The 23,645-nt window shown below is 41.0% G+C and carries 17 protein-coding genes; 7 read left to right on the top strand and 10 right to left on the bottom strand.

The window, feature by feature from the left end; genetic code table 11:
* Positions 1–2 precede the first annotated feature (2 nt).
* Positions 3–1,451, top strand: coding sequence for a potassium transporter TrkG (locus P2G54_RS09510; protein ID WP_275870501.1), 1,449 nt, complete (start codon positions 3–5; stop codon positions 1,449–1,451).
* On the opposite strand, the gene P2G54_RS09505 is transcribed toward P2G54_RS09510, so the two are convergent.
* Positions 1,448–3,907: a ligase-associated DNA damage response DEXH box helicase gene (locus tag P2G54_RS09505; protein WP_275870498.1), complete on the bottom strand. Its 2,460-nt coding sequence runs from the start codon at positions 3,905–3,907 to the stop codon at positions 1,448–1,450. The two genes, P2G54_RS09510 and P2G54_RS09505, sit on opposite strands and share 4 nt — an antisense overlap.
* Before the next feature lie 249 nt (positions 3,908–4,156).
* On the opposite strand from P2G54_RS09505, the gene P2G54_RS09500 reads away from it, so the two are divergent.
* The gene (locus P2G54_RS09500) at positions 4,157–4,663 is read left to right on the top strand and encodes a hypothetical protein (RefSeq protein ID WP_275870496.1); all 507 of its coding nucleotides are present in this window, start codon (positions 4,157–4,159) and stop codon (positions 4,661–4,663) included.
* Between the two features lie 66 nt (positions 4,664–4,729).
* Here the strand turns inward: P2G54_RS09500 and P2G54_RS09495 are convergent, their stop codons facing one another.
* The 5 genes from P2G54_RS09495 to P2G54_RS09475 all read right to left on the bottom strand — a co-directional run bounded on the left by P2G54_RS09495 (position 4,730) and on the right by P2G54_RS09475 (position 11,369).
* A complete protein-coding gene (locus P2G54_RS09495; protein WP_275870493.1) occupies positions 4,730–5,332 on the bottom strand; it encodes a hypothetical protein in 603 nt (200 codons plus the stop codon).
* Positions 5,333–5,344: 12 nt separating this feature from the next.
* Positions 5,345–7,651, bottom strand: coding sequence for a TonB-dependent receptor (locus P2G54_RS09490; RefSeq protein WP_275870491.1), 2,307 nt, complete (start codon positions 7,649–7,651; stop codon positions 5,345–5,347).
* A gap of 144 nt (positions 7,652–7,795) precedes the next feature.
* A complete protein-coding gene (locus P2G54_RS09485) occupies positions 7,796–8,671 on the bottom strand; it encodes a carbohydrate kinase (RefSeq protein ID WP_275870489.1) in 876 nt (291 codons plus the stop codon).
* A 5-nt stretch (positions 8,672–8,676) separates the two neighbouring features.
* Positions 8,677–10,008, bottom strand: coding sequence for a sugar porter family MFS transporter (locus P2G54_RS09480; RefSeq protein WP_275870487.1), 1,332 nt, complete (start codon positions 10,006–10,008; stop codon positions 8,677–8,679).
* A 68-nt stretch (positions 10,009–10,076) separates the two neighbouring features.
* A complete protein-coding gene (locus P2G54_RS09475) occupies positions 10,077–11,369 on the bottom strand; it encodes an acetyl-CoA hydrolase/transferase C-terminal domain-containing protein (protein ID WP_275870485.1) in 1,293 nt (430 codons plus the stop codon).
* A gap of 236 nt (positions 11,370–11,605) precedes the next feature.
* Here P2G54_RS09475 and P2G54_RS09470 point away from each other — a divergent pair, with 236 nt between their 5' ends.
* From P2G54_RS09470 to P2G54_RS09450, 5 genes are all read left to right on the top strand, one after another.
* A complete protein-coding gene (locus P2G54_RS09470) occupies positions 11,606–14,983 on the top strand; it encodes a methylmalonyl-CoA mutase family protein (protein WP_275870484.1) in 3,378 nt (1,125 codons plus the stop codon).
* 66 nt (positions 14,984–15,049) lie between these two features.
* The gene (locus P2G54_RS09465; protein ID WP_275870482.1) at positions 15,050–15,466 is read left to right on the top strand and encodes an OsmC family protein; all 417 of its coding nucleotides are present in this window, start codon (positions 15,050–15,052) and stop codon (positions 15,464–15,466) included.
* On the top strand, positions 15,463–15,702 hold the full coding sequence (locus P2G54_RS09460; protein ID WP_275870481.1) for a hypothetical protein: 240 nt from the start codon (positions 15,463–15,465) through the stop codon (positions 15,700–15,702). The genes P2G54_RS09465 and P2G54_RS09460 overlap by 4 nt, the downstream gene beginning before the upstream one ends.
* 24 nt (positions 15,703–15,726) lie before the next feature.
* Positions 15,727–16,737, top strand: a complete 1,011-nt coding sequence (locus P2G54_RS09455; RefSeq protein ID WP_275870479.1) for a cache domain-containing protein — start codon at positions 15,727–15,729, stop codon at positions 16,735–16,737.
* Complete coding sequence (locus tag P2G54_RS09450) at positions 16,737–19,595, top strand: PAS domain-containing hybrid sensor histidine kinase/response regulator (RefSeq protein ID WP_275870477.1); 2,859 nt, start codon at positions 16,737–16,739, stop codon at positions 19,593–19,595. Before P2G54_RS09455 ends, P2G54_RS09450 begins: the two co-directional genes overlap by 1 nt.
* A gap of 65 nt (positions 19,596–19,660) precedes the next feature.
* Here the strand turns inward: P2G54_RS09450 and P2G54_RS09445 are convergent, their stop codons facing one another.
* From P2G54_RS09445 to P2G54_RS09430, 4 genes are all read right to left on the bottom strand, one after another.
* A complete protein-coding gene (locus P2G54_RS09445) occupies positions 19,661–20,956 on the bottom strand; it encodes a dihydrolipoamide acetyltransferase family protein (RefSeq protein WP_275870475.1) in 1,296 nt (431 codons plus the stop codon).
* Positions 20,957–21,042: 86 nt separating this feature from the next.
* Positions 21,043–22,299 (bottom strand): competence/damage-inducible protein A, encoded by a 1,257-nt coding sequence (locus P2G54_RS09440; protein ID WP_275870473.1) that lies wholly within the window; start codon positions 22,297–22,299, stop codon positions 21,043–21,045.
* Positions 22,300–22,308: 9 nt separating this feature from the next.
* The gene (locus P2G54_RS09435) at positions 22,309–23,094 is read right to left on the bottom strand and encodes an SDR family oxidoreductase (protein WP_275870471.1); all 786 of its coding nucleotides are present in this window, start codon (positions 23,092–23,094) and stop codon (positions 22,309–22,311) included.
* Between the two features lies 1 nt (position 23,095).
* A complete protein-coding gene (locus P2G54_RS09430) occupies positions 23,096–23,596 on the bottom strand; it encodes a dihydrofolate reductase (protein ID WP_275870469.1) in 501 nt (166 codons plus the stop codon).
* Positions 23,597–23,645 lie beyond the last annotated feature (49 nt).

The raw sequence follows: 23,645 nt of genomic DNA, 5'->3' as shown, positions 1-23,645 counted from the left end.
CTATGATCCACTTTAAGGAAATCGCCAAAATCATGGGGGCACTCTTGGTGCTGATTGCGGTTTTGATGCTTCCTGCTGTTTTTTTCTCTTTGTATTACGGTGAAAACCCATGGCCAATTTTGGTGTCCATGATTATTTCAGGCTTTGTTGGTTTGGTTGCTTTTCTGTCCTTTAGTAAACAAGACCAAAACATCAGGAAAAGAGAAGGGTATTTGATTGTGGCCCTGAGTTGGCTCTTTATGACACTTTTTGGGATGTTGCCCTTTTTGCTAAGTCATCAGATTCTTTCCATTGAAGATGCCTTGTTTGAAACTCTTTCTGGACTTACCACAACAGGCGCAAGTATTTTGACAGATATTGAGGCCATGCCCAAGGGGCTTCTTTTCTGGAGAAGTATGACCCAGTGGATAGGTGGTTTGGGTATTATTGTACTTACCGTTGCAATCTTCCCATTGTTGGGGATTGGTGGCATTGAGCTTTTCGTAGCCGAATCCCCCGGACCAACCTCCGATAAGGTGCACCCAAGAATTTCAGAAACTGCCAAGCGACTCTGGTATGTATATGTTGGTTTGACTGTTGCAGCCATGCTTCTGTATTGGGTTGGGGGGATGAGCTTTTATGATGCTGTTAATCACGCGCTGACTACTTTGGCGACTGGAGGTTTTTCTACAAAAAATGCCTCAATGGCTTATTTCGACTCTGCATTTATTCAATATGTTGCAATTGTCTTCATGTTTTTGGCAGGGACCAACTTCACAATTATCTATTTTGGGGTTGTTGGAAAGTTTAAGCGGGTTTTAATGAGTGATGAATTTAAAACCTACACACTGGCAGTCATTGGGATTTCTGTAGTGATGTTTTATCCAATTTTTGCCAAAGGGGGAGTGGATGCAGAATTTGCCTTTAGAAAATCCCTTTTTCAGGTAGTATCACTGGTTACTACTACGGGATTTGTCACGGATGACTACACCCAATATGGGCAAGGAGCTACTTTTATTTTCTTTATGTTGTTGTTTTTAGGTGGTTCGGCAGGTTCTACTGCAGGTGGAATCAAGTTTGTCAGACACCTCACCTTTATCAAAAATTCATGGCTGGAATTTAAACGATTGGTTCATCCACGGGCAATTGTGCCTTTGATGATCAATGGAGATAGGGTTACGGGCCGAATTATCACCCATATCATGAACTTCCTGTTGATTTACCTGCTGACTTTTGTGGTTGGGGCTTTGGTACTGTCTTTAATGGGTTATGACCTTCCTACATCTTTGGGTGCTGTAGCTACTTGTCTTGGTAATGTGGGGCCCGCTATTGGTCATGTAGGTCCAGTGGATAATTTTGCGTTTTTCTCAGGGGGGGCAAAGGTTTTCCTTTCCTTCCTTATGTTGCTCGGGAGATTGGAATTATTCACTATCCTGATCCTATTTACTCCATTCTTCTGGAGAGCGAATTAATCCTGAATCTGGAACTGGGCCTGAATTTTGGCAATCCGATCTTCTAGACTTTCCGATGAGATTGTAGTTCTACTCAATCGGTCAACCATAATCGGGAAGGAAAGTGGAGTGAACTGCACAGGGTGTTTGACCACAATTTTCACACGGCTTAGTTTCTGCATTGCTTTTACCAGTTTGTCTTGATCCATTTGTTGATTGATGGCTTCTTGATGAGCTTGTTTGAGAAGTAAATTGTCTGGATCATACTGTTCAAAGACCTGAAACAACAAGCTGGAATTTGCCTGTATATGCTTGAATGTGGTAGGTTTTCCGGGATATCCCTGAAATACCAAGCCCGCGATGCTGGCGATTTCCCTGAATTTTCTCCTTGTCATTTCACTTTCATTTACGCAATGCATGATGTCTTCATGAAGATTGTTCAGGCTAAAAATGTCCTCCTCCAAAATTTCTTCAATTTGGATGGGAGTATCTGAAAGCAATTCGAAACCATAATCATTCATGGCCATATTAAAGGTGACAGGATAACTGGTGGAAATGCGATAAGCGATGAGTGCACTCATCAATTCATGCATCATTCTCCCTTCGAAGGGGTAAAAAAATAAATGATAACCTTGTTTGCTTTGAAGGGATTCGATGAGGAAAGTCCTGTCGTCAGGAACCAAAGAGAGCCGCCTTTGTAGCTCCAAAATGGGACTGATTCTGATTATCTCTTCTGACTCAAAAACGCCTTGGTTGTATGCCTTTAAGATTTGGAGTATTTTATCTGAAAGCTTGGAAGAAAGGGACATTCTAGCGCCCATCCAACTCACAACGTTTGAGGATTTTTTTTCCGACACCTTGACAATGGCATTGAGTCCCTGGACCTGGAGTAACTCTAGGCTTCTGCCTGCAAAGAAAAACCGGTCTCCAATTTTCATCTTTGAAATGAAATGCTCTTCAACTGTTCCCAAGTAAGCCCCGTTTTTAAATTTGATTTTCATCATGACCTCTGAAACGATGGTTCCCATTGAAAGCCGATGTTTCATCGCGATGCGTTTGTTTTTGATCCGATAAAGGCCGTCTTCGTCTAGAATTACTTTCTGGTAATCCTCGTAGCTGGAAAGGCTACTTCCTCCTTTGGTAATAAAGTCCATGATCCAGTCCATTTCTTCCAGGCTGAGGCTTGAAAAGGAGCGGGTCTTTTTAATAATTGGGTAAATTTTCTCCCTGTCAAAGCCATCCCCCACAGCTAATGTGAGTAAAAATTGGATCAGTACATCATAGGGTAGGATGGGAGTAAACTGGGATTCCATTTCCTCCTTTTCTATGGCATCTCGTAAAGCCGCAGCTTCAATCAGTTCTAAGGAGTTGGTCGGCACGAAAAAGATTTCTGAAGGCATCCCGGGTTGATGTCCAGATCTACCTGCCCTTTGAACAAAGCGGGAAACGCCTTTTGGACTACCTACCTGAATAACTTTATCAACCGGCCTGAAATCAACTCCTAAGTCTAGACTTGAAGTACACACTACTAGTTTGAGTTTGCCCTCGTGCAGGGCCTGCTCCACCCAGCTTCGCACAGACATATCGAGAGAACCGTGGTGCATTGCAATCCAACCTGCCCAATCTGGTCTTGATTCCAGAATTTTTTGATACCAAATTTCAGTCTGTGATCGGGTATTGGTGAAAAGCAAAACCGTCCTTGCACTTTCGATGATAGGGATAACCTTGTCAAGCATTCGGATTCCCAAATGTCCAGACCATGGGTATTTTTCTATTTCATCAGGAAATACGGAGCGAAGTATCACCTGCTTTTCAAGTTTGGCTTTGATTATATGAATGGGAAGTGATCTGCCCAATAGGGCTTGGGTAGCCTCCTCCAGATTGCCAATGGTTGCAGATATTGCCCATCTTCGGAAAGATCTAGAAATATGGGACTGGATGTACTCGATGCCAAGTTGAACTTGAACTCCCCGCTTATTACCTACAAGTTCATGCCATTCGTCAACAACAATTGCTTGTATTGATTGGAAGAGTGATGAATGCCCTTTCTGTGAAATCAGAATGTGCAGTGTCTCAGGGGTAGTGATCAGTACTTCAGGAGGTCTTTTTTTAAGAGATGCGCGGGTTTTTGCATCCGTGTCACCATTTCTTACGGCTACTTGCCAAGGAAGTCCAATAGCTTCGCAGACCTCTTGCATGGCCATCTGAATGTCCTGAGCTAAAGCCCGGAGGGGTGTAATCCAGATTAACTGAATTCCTGTTTTTTGTTGGTTTTTCCAGGAATCAGGATGTTTTTGAATATAATCCAAGATAACAGGAAACCATAAAGCGAAGGTTTTTCCTGAACCTGTTGGTGCATTTAAAAGCCCGGATTTCCCATCCAGATAGACCACCCAGGTTTGTATCTGGAAAGGAAAAGCTTCCCAGCCCTTTTTTTGGAAATATTCCAACCCAATTGACAAGCGTTTATCCTCCATACAATTTCAGTAGCCTATTTGGTAGGAAAATTTTGTTTGATTCTTCCGCATGGTGAATAATTGTACAAGAAATCCAGCTTGCTGCAGGTTTGCTTTAACCCGCTGAGGTGATTTAGTATGTTGAACGTGGGAAATTAGGTGTTTCTTTCTCTGTTTGAAAAAGGGTAATTCCAATTGAATTAATAATTTTAAGGAATTAACGAACAGGGACAAAAGACTTTTCGTTACTTGAATGAAAACTAATTGAAAATGAAAAAGTTGCTCTTTCTTGCCTTAATATCTTTGGTGTTTTGGTCCTGTGGTGAACAAGAACCAGATAAGTATACAGGCCAAAAGCTTGAATTTGAGTTGTTTAAATCCAGTGATTTCGATTACACTGGAAACTTGATTGTTCAAGAGTTGACTAGTGGGGCTTTGGAATTTACAATTCAATTGGAAGGGGCAAGGTCTGAAGGCGCTTATACATTTCCCGCACATTTACATTTTGGGGGGTATGAGCAAGCGGATGCGCCGATTGCATTTTTGTTAAGCCCTGTTTCCTCGGAAAGTCTCAAAAGTGTGACTGAAATCGGACAATTGTCGGATGGAAGTGTTCCCACATTTGAGCAAATGAAAGTTTTTGATGGACATGTGAAGATTCATTTGGCCAATGAAGGTCCTGATTATAATGTGATTTTAGTAGCTGGCAATATTGGTACCAATGCCGAACTGGGTTTTGACCCTGAAAAAATTGCCATTTGTGGAAAGAGTTATTAAAACTACCCGTCCACAAAAAAGGCTGCTTCATATTATTGAAGCAGCCTTTTTTGTGGATGGTGTTCTTTATTCCAAGACTAAAGGGAAACGAATATCTAAATCAGTTTCACCACCTGCCAGTACAAAGTTTTCAAAATTTGGGTCATCGGCACCTGGATAATTTTTATCTAGGTCATGTCTTAAAACGATTCTCATTTCAGCATTGTTGAATCCTGGGAATTCTTCTACTGTGACAATCCCTCTGACACCGATCAATTCCCCACTTTCATCGTCATATATGTAGGTCAAAGGTGCAGAGGAACCAACAAATGCTGTTCCCAAGAAATAAAACTGATGTTCAGCTGCCTCTTCTAGTATTTCTTCAGTGATGTCCTCGTTCTCTATAGTGTTCTTAACCTCAATTTCCATTCGGTAAGTTTTTCCTTTTGTAAGGGTTACCGTCTGTACTACAGGAGAACCCCCAATTTCAATCCCTTCAGAATCAGAAGCATTGAATGTAAAGGTTAGTCCGACCGGGTTTCCAGAATCATCAAGTTCTGTGAAATTTAAATTTACATCTGTGATCACTTCGCCTTCATTTTCCATAACTGGATCTTCACTTTCACAGGACAAAAAGCCAAATGAAAGGCTAAGCAGGGCAATAACTGATAGTCTGTTAAATAATCTCATGGTGTTTAATTATTAAAATTGATAGTTGATTTTCAGTTGGATGTTTCTTCCAATATCATCGGTGAAGTATCGGAAACGATTCATGTATTCTTTATAGGAGGTATTGAAGATGTTGTTTACCTGAATTCCTGCGTTCAGTTTGTTTTGGCCAATGGTCATTTTTTTCATGTACCCGATTCCAAAAAGGGCATAAGCAGGTGGGGCAGGGGCTAGGTCAAAATCAGGCTCCCTTTTTTGCTTGGCAACCAATTGATTGCTTAAAGTGACTTTGTTTTTTTTGCCGTCTTTTCCAAAAGAATAGGAGAGTCCCCAGTCCATTCGGTCTGATGGGATAAATGGGAAGAAATTGTCCTCATCTAAATTCTTGGCTCGTGTGATAGCTCCCTTTACATAGCCGCTAATTTGCTCACTGAATTCATAACTTCCTGAGAAATCAAGTCCATAAAACATGGCATTTGCTTGTAGATATTCATATACATTAAATGTGCCCCGCAAACTGGAGTAGGTTTCCCCGGTCGGATTTAAATAGATGTAATTCTTGATCTTATTGGCATAGACAGTGATTTCAAAAAGAGATTTTTTTCCTGAATATTCCAGAGAGCTGACCCATTTGAGGGATTTTTCGGATTCAAGGTTTTGATCTCCAATTTCAACTGCAGCTGCCCCATGGTGCAGGCCTTGGCTGAAAAGTTCATTGACATTTGGTGGCCTCCATGCGGATCCAATATTTGAGGAGAATTCCAGTTTTTCACTGATTTGATAATAAGCTCCAAGAAATGCGGTGAAATTTCGATAGCTTAAATCGGCAGTTTCCAACTCCTCCTGTATATATCTCGCTGTACTTACACTTCTAATATCAAAGCGCGCTCCTGCCTCTAGTTCAAAAGGACCTTTGGAATATTTTTCCATTCCATATAGTCCCAAATTGAGCATGTCGTAGTTGGGGATTAAAGGAGTAACCCCTGTTCCGGGAACATTATTATTTGCTTGTTGAATAAGATTTAATCCCCAAGTACCGCTAAAGGCATTTACGTGGGTATGATCTATAAAAATATCCAGGGTGTTGGTGAAAAGCTCCAAGTCCAAGCTTGCTCTCTCGTTCAGGTCACCTCGTCTTTTGTCAAATTCCTTTCGATTATTCATTTGAAAGCCGTATTGAATATTGGCTTTCCAGTTGGGGTTTAAGTGATAATGGGATTTCAATTTTACCAAATGATGAGTTACAACCTGTTTAGGGTTGATCAAGTCATATGTAAATTCCGCATCCGTAAATGGTCTCCCATTAGCAATGATTTCCTGAAGATCAGAAAGATTACCGGTATGTGAGTCTCTAAGTATACCCAGTTCTGTATTGAAATAACTGTAATAGCCTTCAACTCCCAGTTTTTTGCTGGTATAGCCCAATGTACCACTAAAATTCAGCTCAGAAAGTCCCGTATTACCCTGATAATAATCGGGGCTTTTTATGTTTCCTGCTTTTTTTGCAGAGGTTTGTATTCTGTATCCCAAACCAGGTATTTTTCCGGATCCTCCTGTGTGGGTCATGTTGATATTTCCCATTCTCCCGTTACTTGCCCCGAGTACATAAAGGTTTGTAGTGTGTTCTTTTTTCACAGGAAGTTCTCCGGGATTGACCAAGATTACACCTCCCATGGCTTCAGGGCCAAATCTCACGGTTTCCGCACCTTTGATCACCGTGATTTCATCTGCAATGAATGGGTCAATTTCAGGGGCATGTTCCGCACCCCATTGCTGGCCTTCTAAACGGATTCCGTTGTTTAGGATCATGATTCTATTGGAATGGAGACCATGAATAACCGGCTTAGCAATACTGTTACCGGTTGAGAAAGTGGTAACCCCAGCAATCCGCTTTAGGCTTTCACCCAAATTTTCCCCTCGGGCTTCGAATAGGGCTTCACCATAGAGGGCAGTAACTGCTGTAGTGGTTTGAATTGCATCTTTATGTCCATGGATTTCTACTCCCGACAATTCTAGGGATTCCTCCTCCATTCGGTAGGTTTTGTTGAAAGGACTGGAACTCAAGTTAATTGATTCAATGATTTCCTTGTGTCCTAAATATTGGATTTTGAGGGTGTATTGTCCCGGACATAATCCTTTTAGTTGAAAATTTCCATTTTCATCTGTGAGAGTGCCAGAATTAATTTCCTCCAGCCAGATGTATGCTGAATAAATAGGTTGGTTGTTTTCAAGGTGAATTACCTTTCCTCGTATAGACAAATTACAATCTTGTCCCAGGGAAGTATGGGCTATGGATAAAGCCAGAATGAAACCGAAAAGTGCGGGTAGTAAATTTTTCACGGTGCTAAATTAATTCCCTTTTAATCTTTAAACCAGAAAAAATGAAACAAAGTTGCAAAAAGGGATAAGTGGTTCAATTTAAAATTAAAAGAGCCCTGAATTTTAGAAATTCAGGGCTCTTTCGATCTTGTCGAGGATATTCAATTACATGATTTGCGCTATATCATCCTGAGAATATTTTGGTGTTCCACCCTTTTGTGTTGCTATAAAAGCTCCGAGTTGGCAGGAAAAATCCAGGATTTCATTTGGAGATTTCTTTTCCAAATAAGTCTTCACAAAACCACTTAAAAAAGCATCTCCGGCACCTATTGAATCCTGTACTTTTACTTTGTATCCTGGATGTTCAAAAAATTTGCCTTTTTGATAAATGACGGCACCTTTTGATCCTTTTGTAATGCATATTACTTCCATCGGAAAATGATGGTCTAGGTAATCGCACAATCCTTTTATGGAATTTTCAGTTTTAAAATAATCAGCAAAAATTTCAAGTTCGTCTTCGTTGATTTTTAGAATATCCGCAAAACCCAACAAGGTCTCGATAATTTCAAAATCATAAAAGGGAGGACGAAGATTGGCATCAAAGACCCGCATTCCGGGTATATGTAGTAATTGAATGAGCGTTTTTAGACTTTCCGGGTTTCTGACCGAAAGGCTTCCAAAGACAAATGCGTCTGCATTTTTTACCGCCTCCTCAAGCCCTGGATTCCAATGTATGAAATCCCAGGCCACAGGAGATACGATGGTATATTTGATGTTTTCGGGATCGGAATTATCGACCAGAACCTTGGAAGTCTCATGCTCCTGATTGATTTGGATTAAATCGGTTGGTAGGCCAAAGGACTTTACAAAATCCAATAACTTCTTACCGTCTTCATCATTTCCTACGGCTGAAATCAAATGGGATTCTAGGCCCAGTTGATGAAGGTTTAGGGCTACGTTCATTGGGGCTCCTCCGGCAACCGGTCCGGAAGGGAGACAATCCCAAAGCATTTCACCAAAGATTACTACTTTGTTTGACATAAGAATCAGTTTATTTCCCGATGAATTTCTTCCAATGATTTCCCTTTGGTTTCCGGCATTTTAAATCGAACCCAAAGCAGTTGGAGTACCATCATTAATGCGAAAAAGGAAAAGATATATCCTGGGCCGAATTGATTGGCGAAGTATGGAAAGACATTTGCAATCAATGCTGCCAATATCCAATGGGTAAAAGAACCCAATGATTGACCATAAGCTCGTAGTTCGTTAGGGAACATTTCGGAAATAAACACCCATATCACGGAACCCTGACCCACTGCATGGGAAATGATAAATCCAAATACGAAGATGGGTAGCCAAAAGGATGGAATTCCAGGGCCAAGAAAATTGTACGCCATCAAAGACAGGGAAATGATATACCCAAAGGAACCTATATACATAAGTTTTTTTCTTCCCAAGCGGTCAATGAGATACAATCCCAGGAACGTAGCTAAAAGGTTGACCACTCCGATCCCTATGGTGGAGATCAGTGCATTTTCGGTGGATATTCCGGCCATTTCAAACACTCTTGGTGCAAAGTATATGATCGCATTGATCCCCGATACTTGGTTGAAAAAGGCGATCATAACGGAAAGGAGGGTGGTTGGCAGAAATCTTTTGGAGAATATTGCCATCCATGTACCTTTTTGCTGAAGGCTTTTTTCCTCCTCTATGGCTAATCGAATGGCCTCATCCGCACCTTCAGGATCTGTACGGGAAAGAATAGCCCGGGCCTCCTCATGTTGATTGTGTTTTGCAATCAACCAGCGTGGACTTTCGGGAATTCTGAAAATCATGGCCGAATAAATTAGTGCCGGTATAGCCTCAACTCCTAACATCCATCTCCATTCTTCAGCAATTTCTGCTGTTCCAATTAGGTAATTGGACATATAGGCGATTACAATTCCCAAAACAATATTGAATTGATAGAGTGCAACCAGCAGCCCTCTATTTTTGGCCGGCGCTATTTCGGAGATATACATAGGAGCCACTACTGAAGATGCTCCCACTCCCAAGCCTCCAATAAAGCGGAAGACGGTAAATGATGTCACATCCCAAGCGATTCCTGATCCCAATGCAGAAACAAAATAGAGTAATCCGATCCACAATAGATTTTTTTTCCTTCCAAATCGGTCCGCGGGAATTCCTCCAAAGAGAGCTCCGATGACTGTGCCATATAGAGCAGAGGCGATTGCCAGTCCATGCATCCAGTCACTAAGGTGCCAAACTTCCTGAATGGCACGCTCAGCTCCTGAAATTACCGCAGTATCAAATCCAAACAAAAAACCGCCTAACGCAGCTGTTATGGAGATGAAAAAAACATAACTTTTTGAGGGCATAGGTTAAATGGGTTGAATATTCCGCTAAACTAAGGAGATGCAGATGAATTCAAAATGATCTGAACAAACTACCTGAACGGATAAATAAAGCTCCCAAAACGTTTCACAATTGCCTTTTCCAAATCTTCCCTGTGGTCCGGGTGTGCGATTCGCATCAATTCGTAGGCTCGCTGTCGGAGGTTTTTGCCATACAAATTAGCTATACCGAACTCGGTGACCACGTAATGCATGTGGGCACGGGTTGTTACCACTCCGGCTCCTTCTTTTAGGAAAGGGACAATTTTTGTAGCTCCTTTTTTGGTGGTGGATGTGAGTGCCATCACTGGTTTTCCTCCAACAGAAAGTGAAGCCCCTCTCATAAAGTCCATTTGTCCCCCAACTCCTGAGAAATGATAACTGCCAATGGAATCGGCACAGACCTGCCCAGTTAGGTCAAGTTCCAGGCAACTGTTGATGGAAACTACTTTTGGGTTTTTTCTGATGACAGCTGTATCATTGACATAGGCCGCCTCATGAAATGAAAACTCCGGATTGTCATGGAGCTCTCTGTACAAATCAGCAGTCCCGGTTGCAAAGGCTGCTACAACTTTTCCGGGATGTTTTTTCTTAAAGGAGTTGGTGACTGCCCCGGATTTCATGAGTTCCAAAAGTCCGTTTGAAAACATTTCGGTATGAATTCCCAGGTCTTTATGGTGGTTCAAAGAATTTAACACTGCATCAGGAATGGCTCCGATCCCCATTTGCAGGGTAGCTCTGTCCTCGATCAAAGATGCTATATGATGGCCGATTTGAGTTTCCTTTTCGGTGATTTTGGCTCGGTAATCTACTTCCGGTAGTGCTTCATCAACATAAATCGCAGCTGAGAATTTTGAAATATGGATATGCCCGTCTCCATGGGTTCTAGGCATTTGTTTGTTGACTTGTGCGATGATGATTCTGGCGGTTTCAACGGCTGGTTTGGCAATATCAACGGAGGTGCCTAAAGAACAAAAACCATGGATATCAGGCTCAGAAACCTGGACCATAGCAACATCGACTGATAATATTTTATTTCTGAAGAGGTGGCCAATTTCACTCAGGAAAATCGGCACATAACCTCCTTGGTCCGTGTTTACGGCCTCACGTACATTTTCTGAAACAAAAAGTGAGTTCATGAAAAAACTTCCTTTGCATTCAGGAGCAACCAAAGGCATTGGGCCTAAGGTAGTAATGGCGACTATTTCTACATTTTTGAGCTCCTCTCTTCGGGCTGCCAAAGCATTGATCAAAGTAGTGGGAGTAGCAGCACTTCCATGAATAAAAACGCGTTGGTGACTTTCAATAAGTCTTACTGCTTCTTCGGGTGTTGTATAGTTCAACATAGGGATAATTTTAAGGTTGAGACAAAAGTCAAAGTTAAGTTCTAAAAATTAGTTGAGAAAAATCACTAAATCTCCTGATTTCGGAAAGTTTAATGCCAAATAATATTTTGTTTCACTTTTCGGAAGTGTCTCAGGCCTTCCTTAAAATTCTTATATTCGCCCTGCAGAAAATTGAGAAAGTTTATCCTATTTACTTTGTTTGAAATAGGATCAGGAACAGAAATTAACCCAAAGTCATGACTTTTACGCAAGAGATTTACAAGCCAACTAACCACATCAGAATCGTAACCGCAGCCTCTTTGTTTGACGGGCATGATGCAGCGATCAATATTATGCGCAGAATCATCCAGTCCACCGGTTGCGAAGTGATCCATCTGGGTCATAACCGTTCTGTGCAGGAAATCGTGGACTGCGCCATTCAGGAAGATGTTCAGGGGATTGCTATAACCTCATATCAAGGAGGCCACGTAGAATTTTTTAAATATATGTTCGATTTGCTTCAGGAAAAAGAAGCTGGACATATCCGGATTTTTGGAGGAGGTGGGGGAACCATCCTTCCGGAGGAAATCAAAGAATTGCATGAATATGGCATTTCTAGAATTTATTCTCCTGATGATGGCCGTGCTATGGGACTTCAGGGTATGATCAATGATTTGGTTAAGCAATGTGATTTTCCAATTGGAGATCAACTTCCCGAAAACTTGGACTTGGATCCTAAAAACAAGGGGAAGGTAGCGAGAGTCATTTCTGCTTTTGAGAATTTCCCGGAAAGCGCATCCACTTTACATGAAAGGATAAGAAGTCAGCGCAAGTCCAAAACTACCCCAGTATTAGGGATTACAGGTACAGGGGGTGCTGGCAAATCTTCTCTGGTGGACGAATTGGTAAGAAGATTTTTGCTTGATTTTGAAGATAAAACTCTTGCAATTATCTCGGTAGATCCATCAAAAAGAAAAACAGGAGGAGCATTGCTAGGGGATAGGATTAGAATGAATGCCATCCATCATCCCCGGATCTATATGCGTTCCCTTGCTACCCGACAATCCAATCTTGCGCTATCCCGCTATGTGCAGGATGCGGTGGACACTGTAAAGGCTGCAGGTTATGATTTGGTGATTTTGGAAACTTCTGGAATTGGCCAATCCGATACCGAAATTATCGAGCATTCTGACCTATCCCTGTATGTCATGACTCCTGAATATGGAGCGGCTTCTCAGTTGGAGAAAATCGATATGCTTGATTTTGCGGATGTGATTGCCTTAAACAAGTTTGACAAAAGAGGCGCTCTTGATGCAATCCGGGATGTAAAAAAACAATTCAAGAGAAATCATAACTTCTGGGATATGGCAGATGAGGATATCCCGGTTTTTGGGACTATAGCGTCTCAGTTCAACGATCCGGGAATGAATCAACTCTATCGAGAAATCATCTCGAAAGTCCATGATAAGTTTGGTGGCTGGCAGAGCAATTTTGAACTTTCTGCTGGAAACTCTGAGAAGATTTACATCATTCCCCCGGCTCGTACCCGCTATTTAAGTGAGATCACAGAATCCAACCGCCATTATGACAAGTGGGTGGAAGATCAAAAAGAAATCGCTCAGCAATTATACAGTATCCAAAAATCCATGGATACGATCCAGGCAAGCAATGTTGCTGATAAAGATAGGTTGATCAAAGAACTTCAAGAGATTTATTACCAAGTAGAGTTGGGGCTGGATCCAAAAAACAAAAAGTGGCTGGAAGAATGGCCAGAGGAAGTCTCCAGATATAAAGAGGATTTTTACGTTTTCAAAGTCCGAGACAAAGAGCTAAAGGTAAAAACTTATAATGCCTCTCTTTCCAATTCCCGTATTCCTAAAGTTTCCCTTCCAAAATATGAAGCATGGGGAGAATTGTTAAAGTGGAGTTTGAGAGAAAACGTACCTGGAAAATTTCCTTACACAGCGGGTGTATTTCCTTTCAAAAGGGAAGGAGAGGACCCCACTAGAATGTTTGCTGGAGAAGGAGGGCCTGAGCGAACCAATAAACGCTTCCATTACGTAGCCAAAGCCATGCCGGCAAAGCGTCTGTCCACGGCCTTTGATTCGGTAACCTTGTATGGAGAAGATCCTGATTATCGTCCAGATATTTATGGGAAAATCGGAAACTCAGGTGTCAATGTTTGCTGTCTGGATGATGCCAAAAAGCTGTACTCCGGCTTCAATTTGGTGGATCCTATGACGTCAGTTTCAATGACCATAAATGGGCCTGCAGCAACTATGACTGCGTTTTTTATGAATGCAGCCATCGATCAACAATGTGAAATTTACATCAAGGCAAATGGACTGGAAGAAGAGGTAAATGCCAAAATAGAGGCTATTTATAAAGAAAAAGGGCTTTCTAGACCTGTTTACATGGGGACTATTCCGGAAGGCAATGATGGTCTGGGTTTGATGTTGTTGGGGGTGACTGGGGATCAGGTGTTACCACAGGAGGTATATGAAAAAATCAAAGCTGATACCATTTCCAAAGTGAGAGGAACTGTTCAGGCAGACATATTAAAAGAGGATCAGGCCCAGAATACCTGTATTTTCTCAACTGAATTTTCCCTGAGATTAATGGGGGATGTCCAGCAGTACTTTATTGATCATAAAGTCAGAAACTTTTATTCAGTTTCCATTTCGGGGTATCATATTGCAGAAGCTGGAGCTAACCCAATTACCCAGTTGGCCTTGACTTTATCCAATGGATTTACTTATGTGGAATACTATGTGTCTAGGGGGATGGATGTCAACGAATTTGCACCGAACCTATCCTTCTTCTTTTCCAATGGAATTGATCCGGAATATGCGGTGATCGGAAGGGTGGCAAGGAGAATCTGGGCGAAGGCCATGAAACTGAAATACGGAGCAAACGAGCGTTCTCAAATGTTGAAGTATCATATACAGACTTCTGGCCGTTCTCTCCATGCTCAGGAGATTGATTTCAATGACATTCGTACAACTTTGCAGGCTTTGTATGCTATTTATGATAACTGTAATTCCCTTCACACCAACGCCTACGATGAAGCCATTACAACTCCTACAGAAGCCTCGGTGAGACGTGCGATGGCCATCCAATTAATCATCAATAAAGAATTGGGTCTGGCCAAAAATGAAAATCCTCTTCAGGGAGCCTTTATTATTGAAGAGCTTACGGATTTGGTAGAGGAAGCTGTTTACCTTGAGTTTGACCGAATTACGGAAAGAGGAGGCGTTCTGGGTGCGATGGAGACCATGTATCAAAGAGGGAAAATCCAAGAGGAGAGTCTTCATTATGAAATGCTCAAGCATACGGGTGAATATCCCATTATCGGTGTGAATACTTTCCTATCAGCGGACGGCTCTCCAACTATCATCCCCGGAGAGGTAATACGCGCCACAAAGGAAGAGAAAGAGGCGCAGATTCAGACGCTGAAAAACCTCCATAAAACCTACGATGGTTTGGAAAAATCTCAGCTGTTGAGTTTGAAAAAAGCTGCCATTAGTAATCAGAATGTTTTTGAGCGCCTAATGGAAGCTGTCAAATATTGCTCCCTCGGTCAAATCACCAATGCCCTTTATGAGGTTGGGGGGCAGTATCGAAGAAATATGTAATTGGATTTGGGAGGTTATTGTTAGAAATTTGTTTTGGATTGATCCTAAGATTTATATCGAAAAATTATGTCAAAAAGAATTGTAACTGTTCGCATGAAGGCGGATTATGAATACGAGGCGACCAATGCCCAAGGCAACATGGTAAAAATCGATATGTATGATGCTCCCAATAAGCAAGCACAATCTCCCATGGACTTGTTGCTTTCCGCTTTGGGAGGGTGTGCTTCTGTCGATGCAGTCCTGATGATGAAGAAAAAGAGAAAAGAAATCGTTGATTTTTATGTAGAGTTGGAAGGACAAAGAAATGATGGCGTTCCGGCTTTTTATACCGACATCAATTTAAAATTCACATTGGTATCTCCTGATGCCAAGCCAGAGGAATTTGCAAAAGTGGTCGCGCTCTCTGTTGAAAAATACTGTTCAGTTTCTTCTTCTCTTAGGTCAAAAATTACCTTCTCTTCTGAAGTCAAAAAACCACTATGAGAGTTGTAAGCGAATTGGTCCGAGAGGAAGTACGAATCAGTATTTTCTCTTGGAACAATAAATATATCCTCAAGTTTGAATTGGGTCCCATGGAACAAACCTTCAAATTAAACGAACTGGATATCTTAGAAGAGGGGGATTTAGAGCAGTTTTTGGAAGGGGAGTTTTTTGAAAATGTGAAAAAACGCTTTGAAGAAATGGGGATTTCCCTTCGCCGGCAATTGGAAAATTTATAATTTCCTGAAAGCATGTCGGTAACTATGAAGCGATCCGCAATATTCATTCTTGTTTTATTGATAATCTTCACTTCCTGTCAAAAGGAAAATGTTTCAATCCAAAGTGAAGAGCAGGCAAAACTTTCCCGATTGATAAAAAAGTTGGAAGATACAGGGTATAACCTGACTTCCGAAATTGTTCGCCTGGCAGATTTTTATGAATTTCTCTTAGCAAAAAAAGACAGCTTAAAACAATTTCATGAGCCTTCTAAATATGAATTCAACGGAGGGCCATTTTCCAACAATCTGCCAGGCGAAGATTCTGTATTGAGCTCGCTTTCAATTTTGAATACTACACCTGACTATGCCCAAGCCTTGGATGAAGTGGTATATACCAATGGATTGGATTCAGCATTTAAGAGACTGATCAATAGGTATAAAGTAGTGGCGCAGATATATGCGAATTCAAAAAACCAGGTTTCCAGAGTTTATCCTTCTTTTGATGCGATGAATCTTGTGAACCCGAATATCGATGTAAAGGATTTTAATTTTTATTACGAGGCCGATTTAGAGAATAACCCAAGTAAGGGGCCTATCTGGATACCAGAACCATACGTGGATCCGGCAGGAAGAGGGTGGATTTTGTCTTTGATCCATCCGGTTTTTGAAAATGAGGAATTATTTGCGGTATTGGGTATTGATGTGAAAGTGGATGTTGTGATAGAGCGGTTTTTGGATGAAGAGGAGGGTAATTTGTTAATTGTAAATAAAAAGGGAGATATAGTAGCTGGAAAAGCTTCTGCGATAGAAGCTTTGAGTATGCCTCCACTCAAAAACCATGTTTATCGCGAAACTATAAAAGAAGACAATTTCAGGGTTTCGGATTTCAATCTGTTTAATAGTAAAAGTCTAGATGTCAGGAAAATGATTCAGGACTTCAATCTGAAGGGCAGCACCTATTATAAGTTCGAGGATGAACCTTATCTGATTGATGCATACTGCCAATCATTTAATTTGATTGATTGGTATTTAATTGAAATCAACACGAAAATCTGATGAGAAGCAATTTTTTCAGAAAAGGGGATTTTTTCATTACACTGATTGTAGGGTCTGTACTGGTTGTTTTAGTGATTATTCTCGGCATTTCCTTTTTCAATGCCATTTTTGAAACTCAGCTAAATTCAAGAAAGGAGTTTTTGGGTAAACAGACCGAATTGGCTGCCAGAGGATTGGAGCTTGAGATTCGGCGCTTTGAAGAGGAATCCAAGGATTTGGTCAACTATTTGGAAGATCCTGGTCATGAACTTGACGATTATGATGAGGAGTTTACCTCAGCTGCCAGAAGGATGTTCAATTCTTTCCCCAATCTTATTGATTCTGTTTGGGTGGATATGATTGACTCGGTTTTGATTTTCAATATGAATGAAAGGAATGATTTTTTTAGAACTAGAAGTTCTCAAGAATTTCCGGACAGCCAGACAAAACCATATTCCAACTTGCGCTTGGGTAAGAAGGGATTCAGAGCCTTGTATTCCTTGGACTTGGTGTCCTTTACTAAAGAATATGTGACGAATTTCTATCTGAGTCCAGGAGGCGGAAAATATTTGATTTTCAATGCTGAGTTAGTGGATTTAAATCCTTCTGGAAATACTAAGATTAAATTGTCTGAGGAGGAACTTTCAAAAGTAATAGGGGATGTCGCACTTGGCCTTAAGGGGCTTTACCCAATTGAGTGGGATGTTGAGGGGGAGGAAATTTCTGGGATTCTTGCACAGTATCCATTTAGTTTCGTACTCTCCAACCATTCGGGGTCCTTGGTGTTTTTGTCAGCCACTGAAAGTTTGACCACCGGTATTTACAGTACGTATTTGTTCTTTTTTGTAGGCTTTGTATTCCTTTTGGTTGGAACCGTGGTTTTCTTTTTTGTTTCCCTAAAAAACAACCTGGAATTCCAGCGTTTTCAGGAAGAAAATTACCTGGAAATCTCCGCTCTCTTCAGACAACAAAACTTATTGCTTCAGGAGTTGAGAGGCTTTGTGTTTTTTTATGATTATCAGGGCCATATCACAAGGGTGAGTGATGAAGTTGAATCAATCTTGGGTCTTTCCAAGGAACAGTTTATCCAAATATTTTTAGATGAATCAGATCATCCGGAAGTTTTAATAATCAAAAAGAACGTAATGGAAGCCTTGGCTGAAAACAAGGACATTTTGGATATGGAGTATGACTACGTTCGGCCGGAGGGAACTAAGCTGCGACTTAGGATTTTTGAGAAATTGGTCTTTGATGAATCTGGAAGGTTTACAGGAGGGATTGGAATCTGTACAGATATAACCCAGCAATTTGAATCCAATACCAAGCTGGTGAACAGTGAAAATAGACTTAGAACCCTGATCAATAACATTCCTGATATCATTTATATATATGACAGTGACGGAAGGGTCATCGACTATCATATTCCAGATGGCGTTCAAGTTTTGCCAGGATCACAACTTTGGAAAGGTGAGTACTTGGAAGATTTGGTGGAGATCGAGGAGAAAACAAAGGTATTGGAGTCATTTAAGTTAGCCCAGGCGACGGGAAAGATACAGACAGTTCAGGTTCATGTAAATCTTCCAAGTGGTATCAAGCATTATGAAACACGCTTTTTTCCTCTTGATTCCGAACATATAGTTTCTATTTCCAAAGATATCACCGGTCAAAAAATTTGGGAAAAAGGATTGGTTGATGCCATGCAGGCTGCTGATCAGGCTAACAGAGCCAAATCCGAATTCCTTGCGAATATGTCCCATGAAATACGTACACCTATGAACGGCTTGTTGGGAATCATTGATCTACTCGAACAGACTAATCTGAATAAGGTTCAAAAACAGTATGTTGGAATCATTAAGAATTCAGGAAATACGCTTTTATCAATTATTCGGGACATTCTCGATTATTCAAAAATTGAAGTGGGTAAAATCGAAGTAGTGAATGAAGTTTTTGCGCCTGGAGATGAATTGGAAAAACAGGCCCAGATCCTTTTGGGCTTAGCCAAAAAGAAAAACATTAAATTCAGTTTCAGTAAGGGTGAAAATGCATCTGTTCAAATCGAATCAGATAAAGTAAAAATCAATCAGATTTTCCTGAATTTAGTCGGAAATGCCATCAAATTCACTCCGGAAAACGGGATAGTTGAAGTGTCCCTGGAATTGGAGCCTGTCCATGATGAGCTTTATTCCCTGAACTGTAAAGTAAAAGACACAGGGATTGGAATTTCCAAGGAACATTTGGATCATTTGACAGACCCATTTTTTCAGATTGAGAGTTCGAATACAAGAACCTACCAAGGAACCGGTCTTGGCTTGGCCATCGCCAAAAAAATGATCGAATTATTGGGTGGTGAGCTTTTTATTTCAAGTGAACCTGGAATAGGATCTGAATTTTCTTTTTCCCTCTTGGTCAAAAAAGCCAGTGAGGAATCTGTTTCCCTCCCAAAGGAAGTCACAAGTTGGAAGCAAATTCGAGAAAATGGATCGGTTATTCCATTCCGCCTGTTGCTGGCGGAAGACAATGACTTGAATCTTCAACTGATGGAATTAATGCTTGATCAGTTGGGATTTGACTATGGCATTGCTAGAAACGGAAAGGAGGCTTTGGATAAAGTGAAAGAAACGGATTTCGACTTGATCTTGATGGATGTCCAGATGCCAATTATGAATGGCTTTGAGGCAGCTGAAGAAATCAGGAAGATTAAGGGAAAAGATGATGTGGTTATTATAGGTTTATCTGCTAATGTTTTTGAAGAAGACCAGAGAAAAGCATTGGACTCCGGAATGGATGACTATTTGACTAAACCAATTCGCTTGGCTGTTTTGGCTGATAAACTTGATTATTACCGGAAAATAATCCAATCCAAAAAAATCAAAGAATAGCATAAAAAATGAAGAAGCCATCTGAGTTAATTCCCAGATGGCTTCTTTTTTAAAGTGGTTTATTTTTAGAATGTTGAATTCATATCAAAAGCCTCCAAATAATCAGCTACTCTTCTGACAAACATTCCTCCTAAAGAACCGTCTACAACCCTGTGGTCATAGGAGTGGGAGAGAAACATTTTGTGACGGATTGCAATAACATCCCCAGTAGGAGTTTCTACTACAGCTGGTTTTTTGACAATCGCACCAACTGCCATAATAGCCACTTGAGGCTGAGGAATAATTGGTGTGCCCATTACGTTTCCAAACGACCCGACGTTTGAGACTGTATATGTTCCTCCAATCAGATCATCCGGGCTCAGTTTGTTGTTTCTGGCGCGGCTTGCCAAGTCATTCACTTTTTTGGAAATACCCACCAGATTCAGTTGATCAGCATTTTTAATGACAGGGACAATCAGATTTCCAGAAGGTAAGGCCACTGCCATTCCCACATTGATGTCTTTTTTCTTGATTATTTTGTCTCCGTCCACAGAGATGTTGATCATAGGGAAATCTCTAATTGCTCTGGCTATGGCTTCAATGAAAAACGGGGTATAGGTAATGGATTCGCCATATTTGGCCCTATACGCATCTTTGTTTTTTTCTCTCCATAAAACAATATTGGTCATGTCTGCCTCTACAAAAGAGGTAACATGAGGAGAAATTCTCTTGGAATCGACCATTCTCTGCGCAATCATTTTACGCATACGGTCCATTTCAATAATTTCGTCTGTAGCGGAAATACTTACCTGAACCTTAGACTCAGCAATAGATGGCGCTTTTTCTTGAGAAGAAGCCGTTGGTTGGGTTCTCTTTTTGAGATAGTCCATCATATCCTGTTTGGTGACTCTTCCGTCTTTTCCGGTTCCCGGAATTCGGGCAAGTTCTGTGGACGAGATTCCTTCTTCTTTTACGATGCTTTTTACTAACGGTGAATAGAATCTTCCGTCCTCAGCTACAGGTGAGATTTCTTCTGCACTGGAAATTAAAGATGCCGTATTTTCTGGTGCAATGGTTATTAATTCTTCTTTGTCCTGAGGATTCGCCTCTGTTTTTGAAGGTATGGAAACATCAGCATTACCACTAGTTTCAATAATTGCAATTGGAGCACCTACGGCAATTACGTCACCTTCCTTGGCAAGAATTTTTTTCAAAATTCCACCATGAGTGGCAGGGACTTCCGTGTCTACTTTGTCTGTCGCAACTTCCAAAACTGACTCGTCCTGCTCAATGGTATCTCCTTCTTTTTTTAGCCAGGTAAGGATGGTGCCCTCTATGATACTTTCGCCCATTTTGGGCATCAGCATTTCTACGCTTGCCATACTAGTTTTGGTATTTAATTGGGTTTATATTCAACTTTTAAAATTAAATTTTATAAAATAGTAATACAAACCTTTAGCATAAAATTTTATTCTTCAATATTCAAAATGCATCTTCTCAGGAGGTTCAATATTGCCACTCCAGTGAGCTGAATATTGAGAAGCCTGTCTTGGGTCAATTGAAGTTTTTTAGTCTTTAAAATCCCTTCACCGGAACAAGCTATCCAAACTGTTCCAACCGGCTTTTCTTCGGTTCCTCCATCAGGTCCAGCAATTCCACTACTGGAAAGTCCAAAATCTGAATGAAATAGTTTTCGGACTCCTTCAGCCATTTCACGGACAGTTTGCTCGCTAACGGCCCCATATTCATCTAATGTCTCCTGAGAAACTCCCAGGATTTCATTTTTGAACTGATTATGATAGGGAACTATTGATCCCTGAAAATAATTGCTGCTTCCTGCTACCGTAGTAACCAGATGCGATATGTACCCGCCTGTACAGCTTTCAGCCAAAGCTAGAGTTTTTCCGGCGTTCTTCAAAAGCTTTGCAATGGCTGTTTCAAGAGTTTCCTCATTGAATCCATACACATATTTGTTGATTTGAGGGAGAACTTTTTGAATCTCAATGTCCACTTCTTTTTCAAGAGTCTTTTGGTCTGTTCCAAACCCAGTCAGGCGTAATTTGACATGGCCTGGGGAGGGAAGATATGCCAATCGAATATGTTGAGGAAGTGCATTTTCCCAATCTTTGATCAAGTCTGCAAGCCAGCTTTCTCCAATGCCAACGGTTTTGATCACTTTGTGATAGATCACTGGTAAATCAAATATTTTAGACAGCTTGGGGAGCACAAAGTCCTGCATGAGTTTTTTCATCTCATAGGGCACTCCAGGCATGGACATCCAATAAGTACCCTTTTTACTGAACCACATTCCCGGAGCTGTTCCCATTGGGTTGGGTACATAGGTACAGCAAGCTGGAAGATGTCCTTGTAAAATATTCAGAGGCGTGATTTCCCTTCCTCTTTTTTTGAAAAATTCCGTGACAGCGGCCACAGCTTCAGGAAACTCTACTATTGGACATCCGAAATATTCGGCGAGTAGTGGTTTGGTCAGGTCATCCTGAGTGGGGCCCAATCCACCGGTAATCAAAATTAGATCAGCACGTTCCTCAGCTTCAGAAAAGGCCTGAAGGATATCTGCTCGATTGTCACCTACGGTTGTTTTTCGGATAACTTTCACTCCGCGCAAATCTAGCTCTTGGGAAATCCAGTGGCTGTTGGTGTCTAGAATCTGACCATAGAGCAATTCGTCTCCAATGGCTATAATTTCTGCTTTGATGAGTTTCATACAGTTGGTTTATCTGACTTTTGCTTTTCGGAGAAATTTGGAAAAAATCCCTGGAAAAAAACGCTTTAAGTAAACTCCATAGATTTCTTTTCCTCCTATGTAAACTTCTTCTTTTTTATGGCTTATGGCTTTGAAGATCTGATCAGCACATTCCTCAGGGCTCATCCCTTTTTCCTGTGCATCATCCATTTGGTTCAGGGGGCTTCCGTCAGAGGTTAGGGCATTTATCGAAACATTGGTTTTGATAAAACCCGGACAAATCATACTAACAACTATATTATCCTTGAACTGTTCTGCCCTCAATGTATCAAAAAAACCATGGAGAGCATGTTTGGATGCTGAATAAGCAGACCGGTATGGCGTACCGAATTTCCCTACCAAACTTGTGACCACCGCGAAATGACCTGATCTATTTTGGATAAAGTGGGGAAGGAGCGCTTTGGTTAGGCAAACAGTTCCAAAAAAATTGACTTCCATGAGTTTTCTGTCTACTGAAAGTTCAGTTTCCTGGATTAAGGAACGCTGGCTAATGCCTCCATTATGAAGCATGATGTCAATTTTTCCAAAGATTTGAATTGCTTCCTTTACCTTATCGGGCAATGAGTCCGCATCACTCAAATCAAGAGGGAGGATTGCAATATCCTGTGGGCTTAGACATTTACTTTTGACACGTTGGAGTTCTTTTTCATTTCTGGAGGAAAGAATCACTCTATACCCCTTCTTTGAATATTTCAATGCACAGGCTTCTCCAATTCCCGATGAAGCACCCGTAATCCAGATCACGGAAGAAGGCATGTTATTTTTCAATTTTTTCGTAGTCTATAAAGGAAAAGGAATATTCGTGTTTTTCGTCCTTGGGGTGAAACTCCCTAAAAATTTCTTTCCATTTAGAATAGTCTACTTCTGGGAAAAAAGTATCTCCTTCTGGCTCTGTATCCACCTCAGTCAAGATGAGTTTGTCCGCAATATTCAGGGTCTGTTTATAGATTTCTCCCCCTCCAATGATATATAAATGATCGATCTCGATCTTATTGCAAAAAGTAAAAGCATCCTCTATTGTGGGAAAAAGATAATGTCCTTCCGGGACTTTAAAATCTGGATCTCTACTTACCACGAGATGAGTTCTATTAGGAAGTGGTCTTCCCAGAGATTCAAAGGTTTTTCTGCCCATCAAGAGATGATGACCAGTGGTTAAAGCCTTAAACCTCATAAAATCAGCGGGTAACCTCCAAACTAAGTCGTTTTCTCTCCCAATTACATTGTTTTTTGCCTTGGCAACTATGATGGAAATTGTCATTTTTTTATACTAAAAGAGCCTTAAGTTACCAGTCTTTGTTGGCTAAAAA

It is taken from the genome of Algoriphagus sp. CAU 1675 (genome assembly GCF_029222925.1).
GTDB lineage: Bacteria > Bacteroidota > Bacteroidia > Cytophagales > Cyclobacteriaceae > Algoriphagus.
This window is presented reverse-complemented; position numbering and strand designations above follow the sequence as displayed.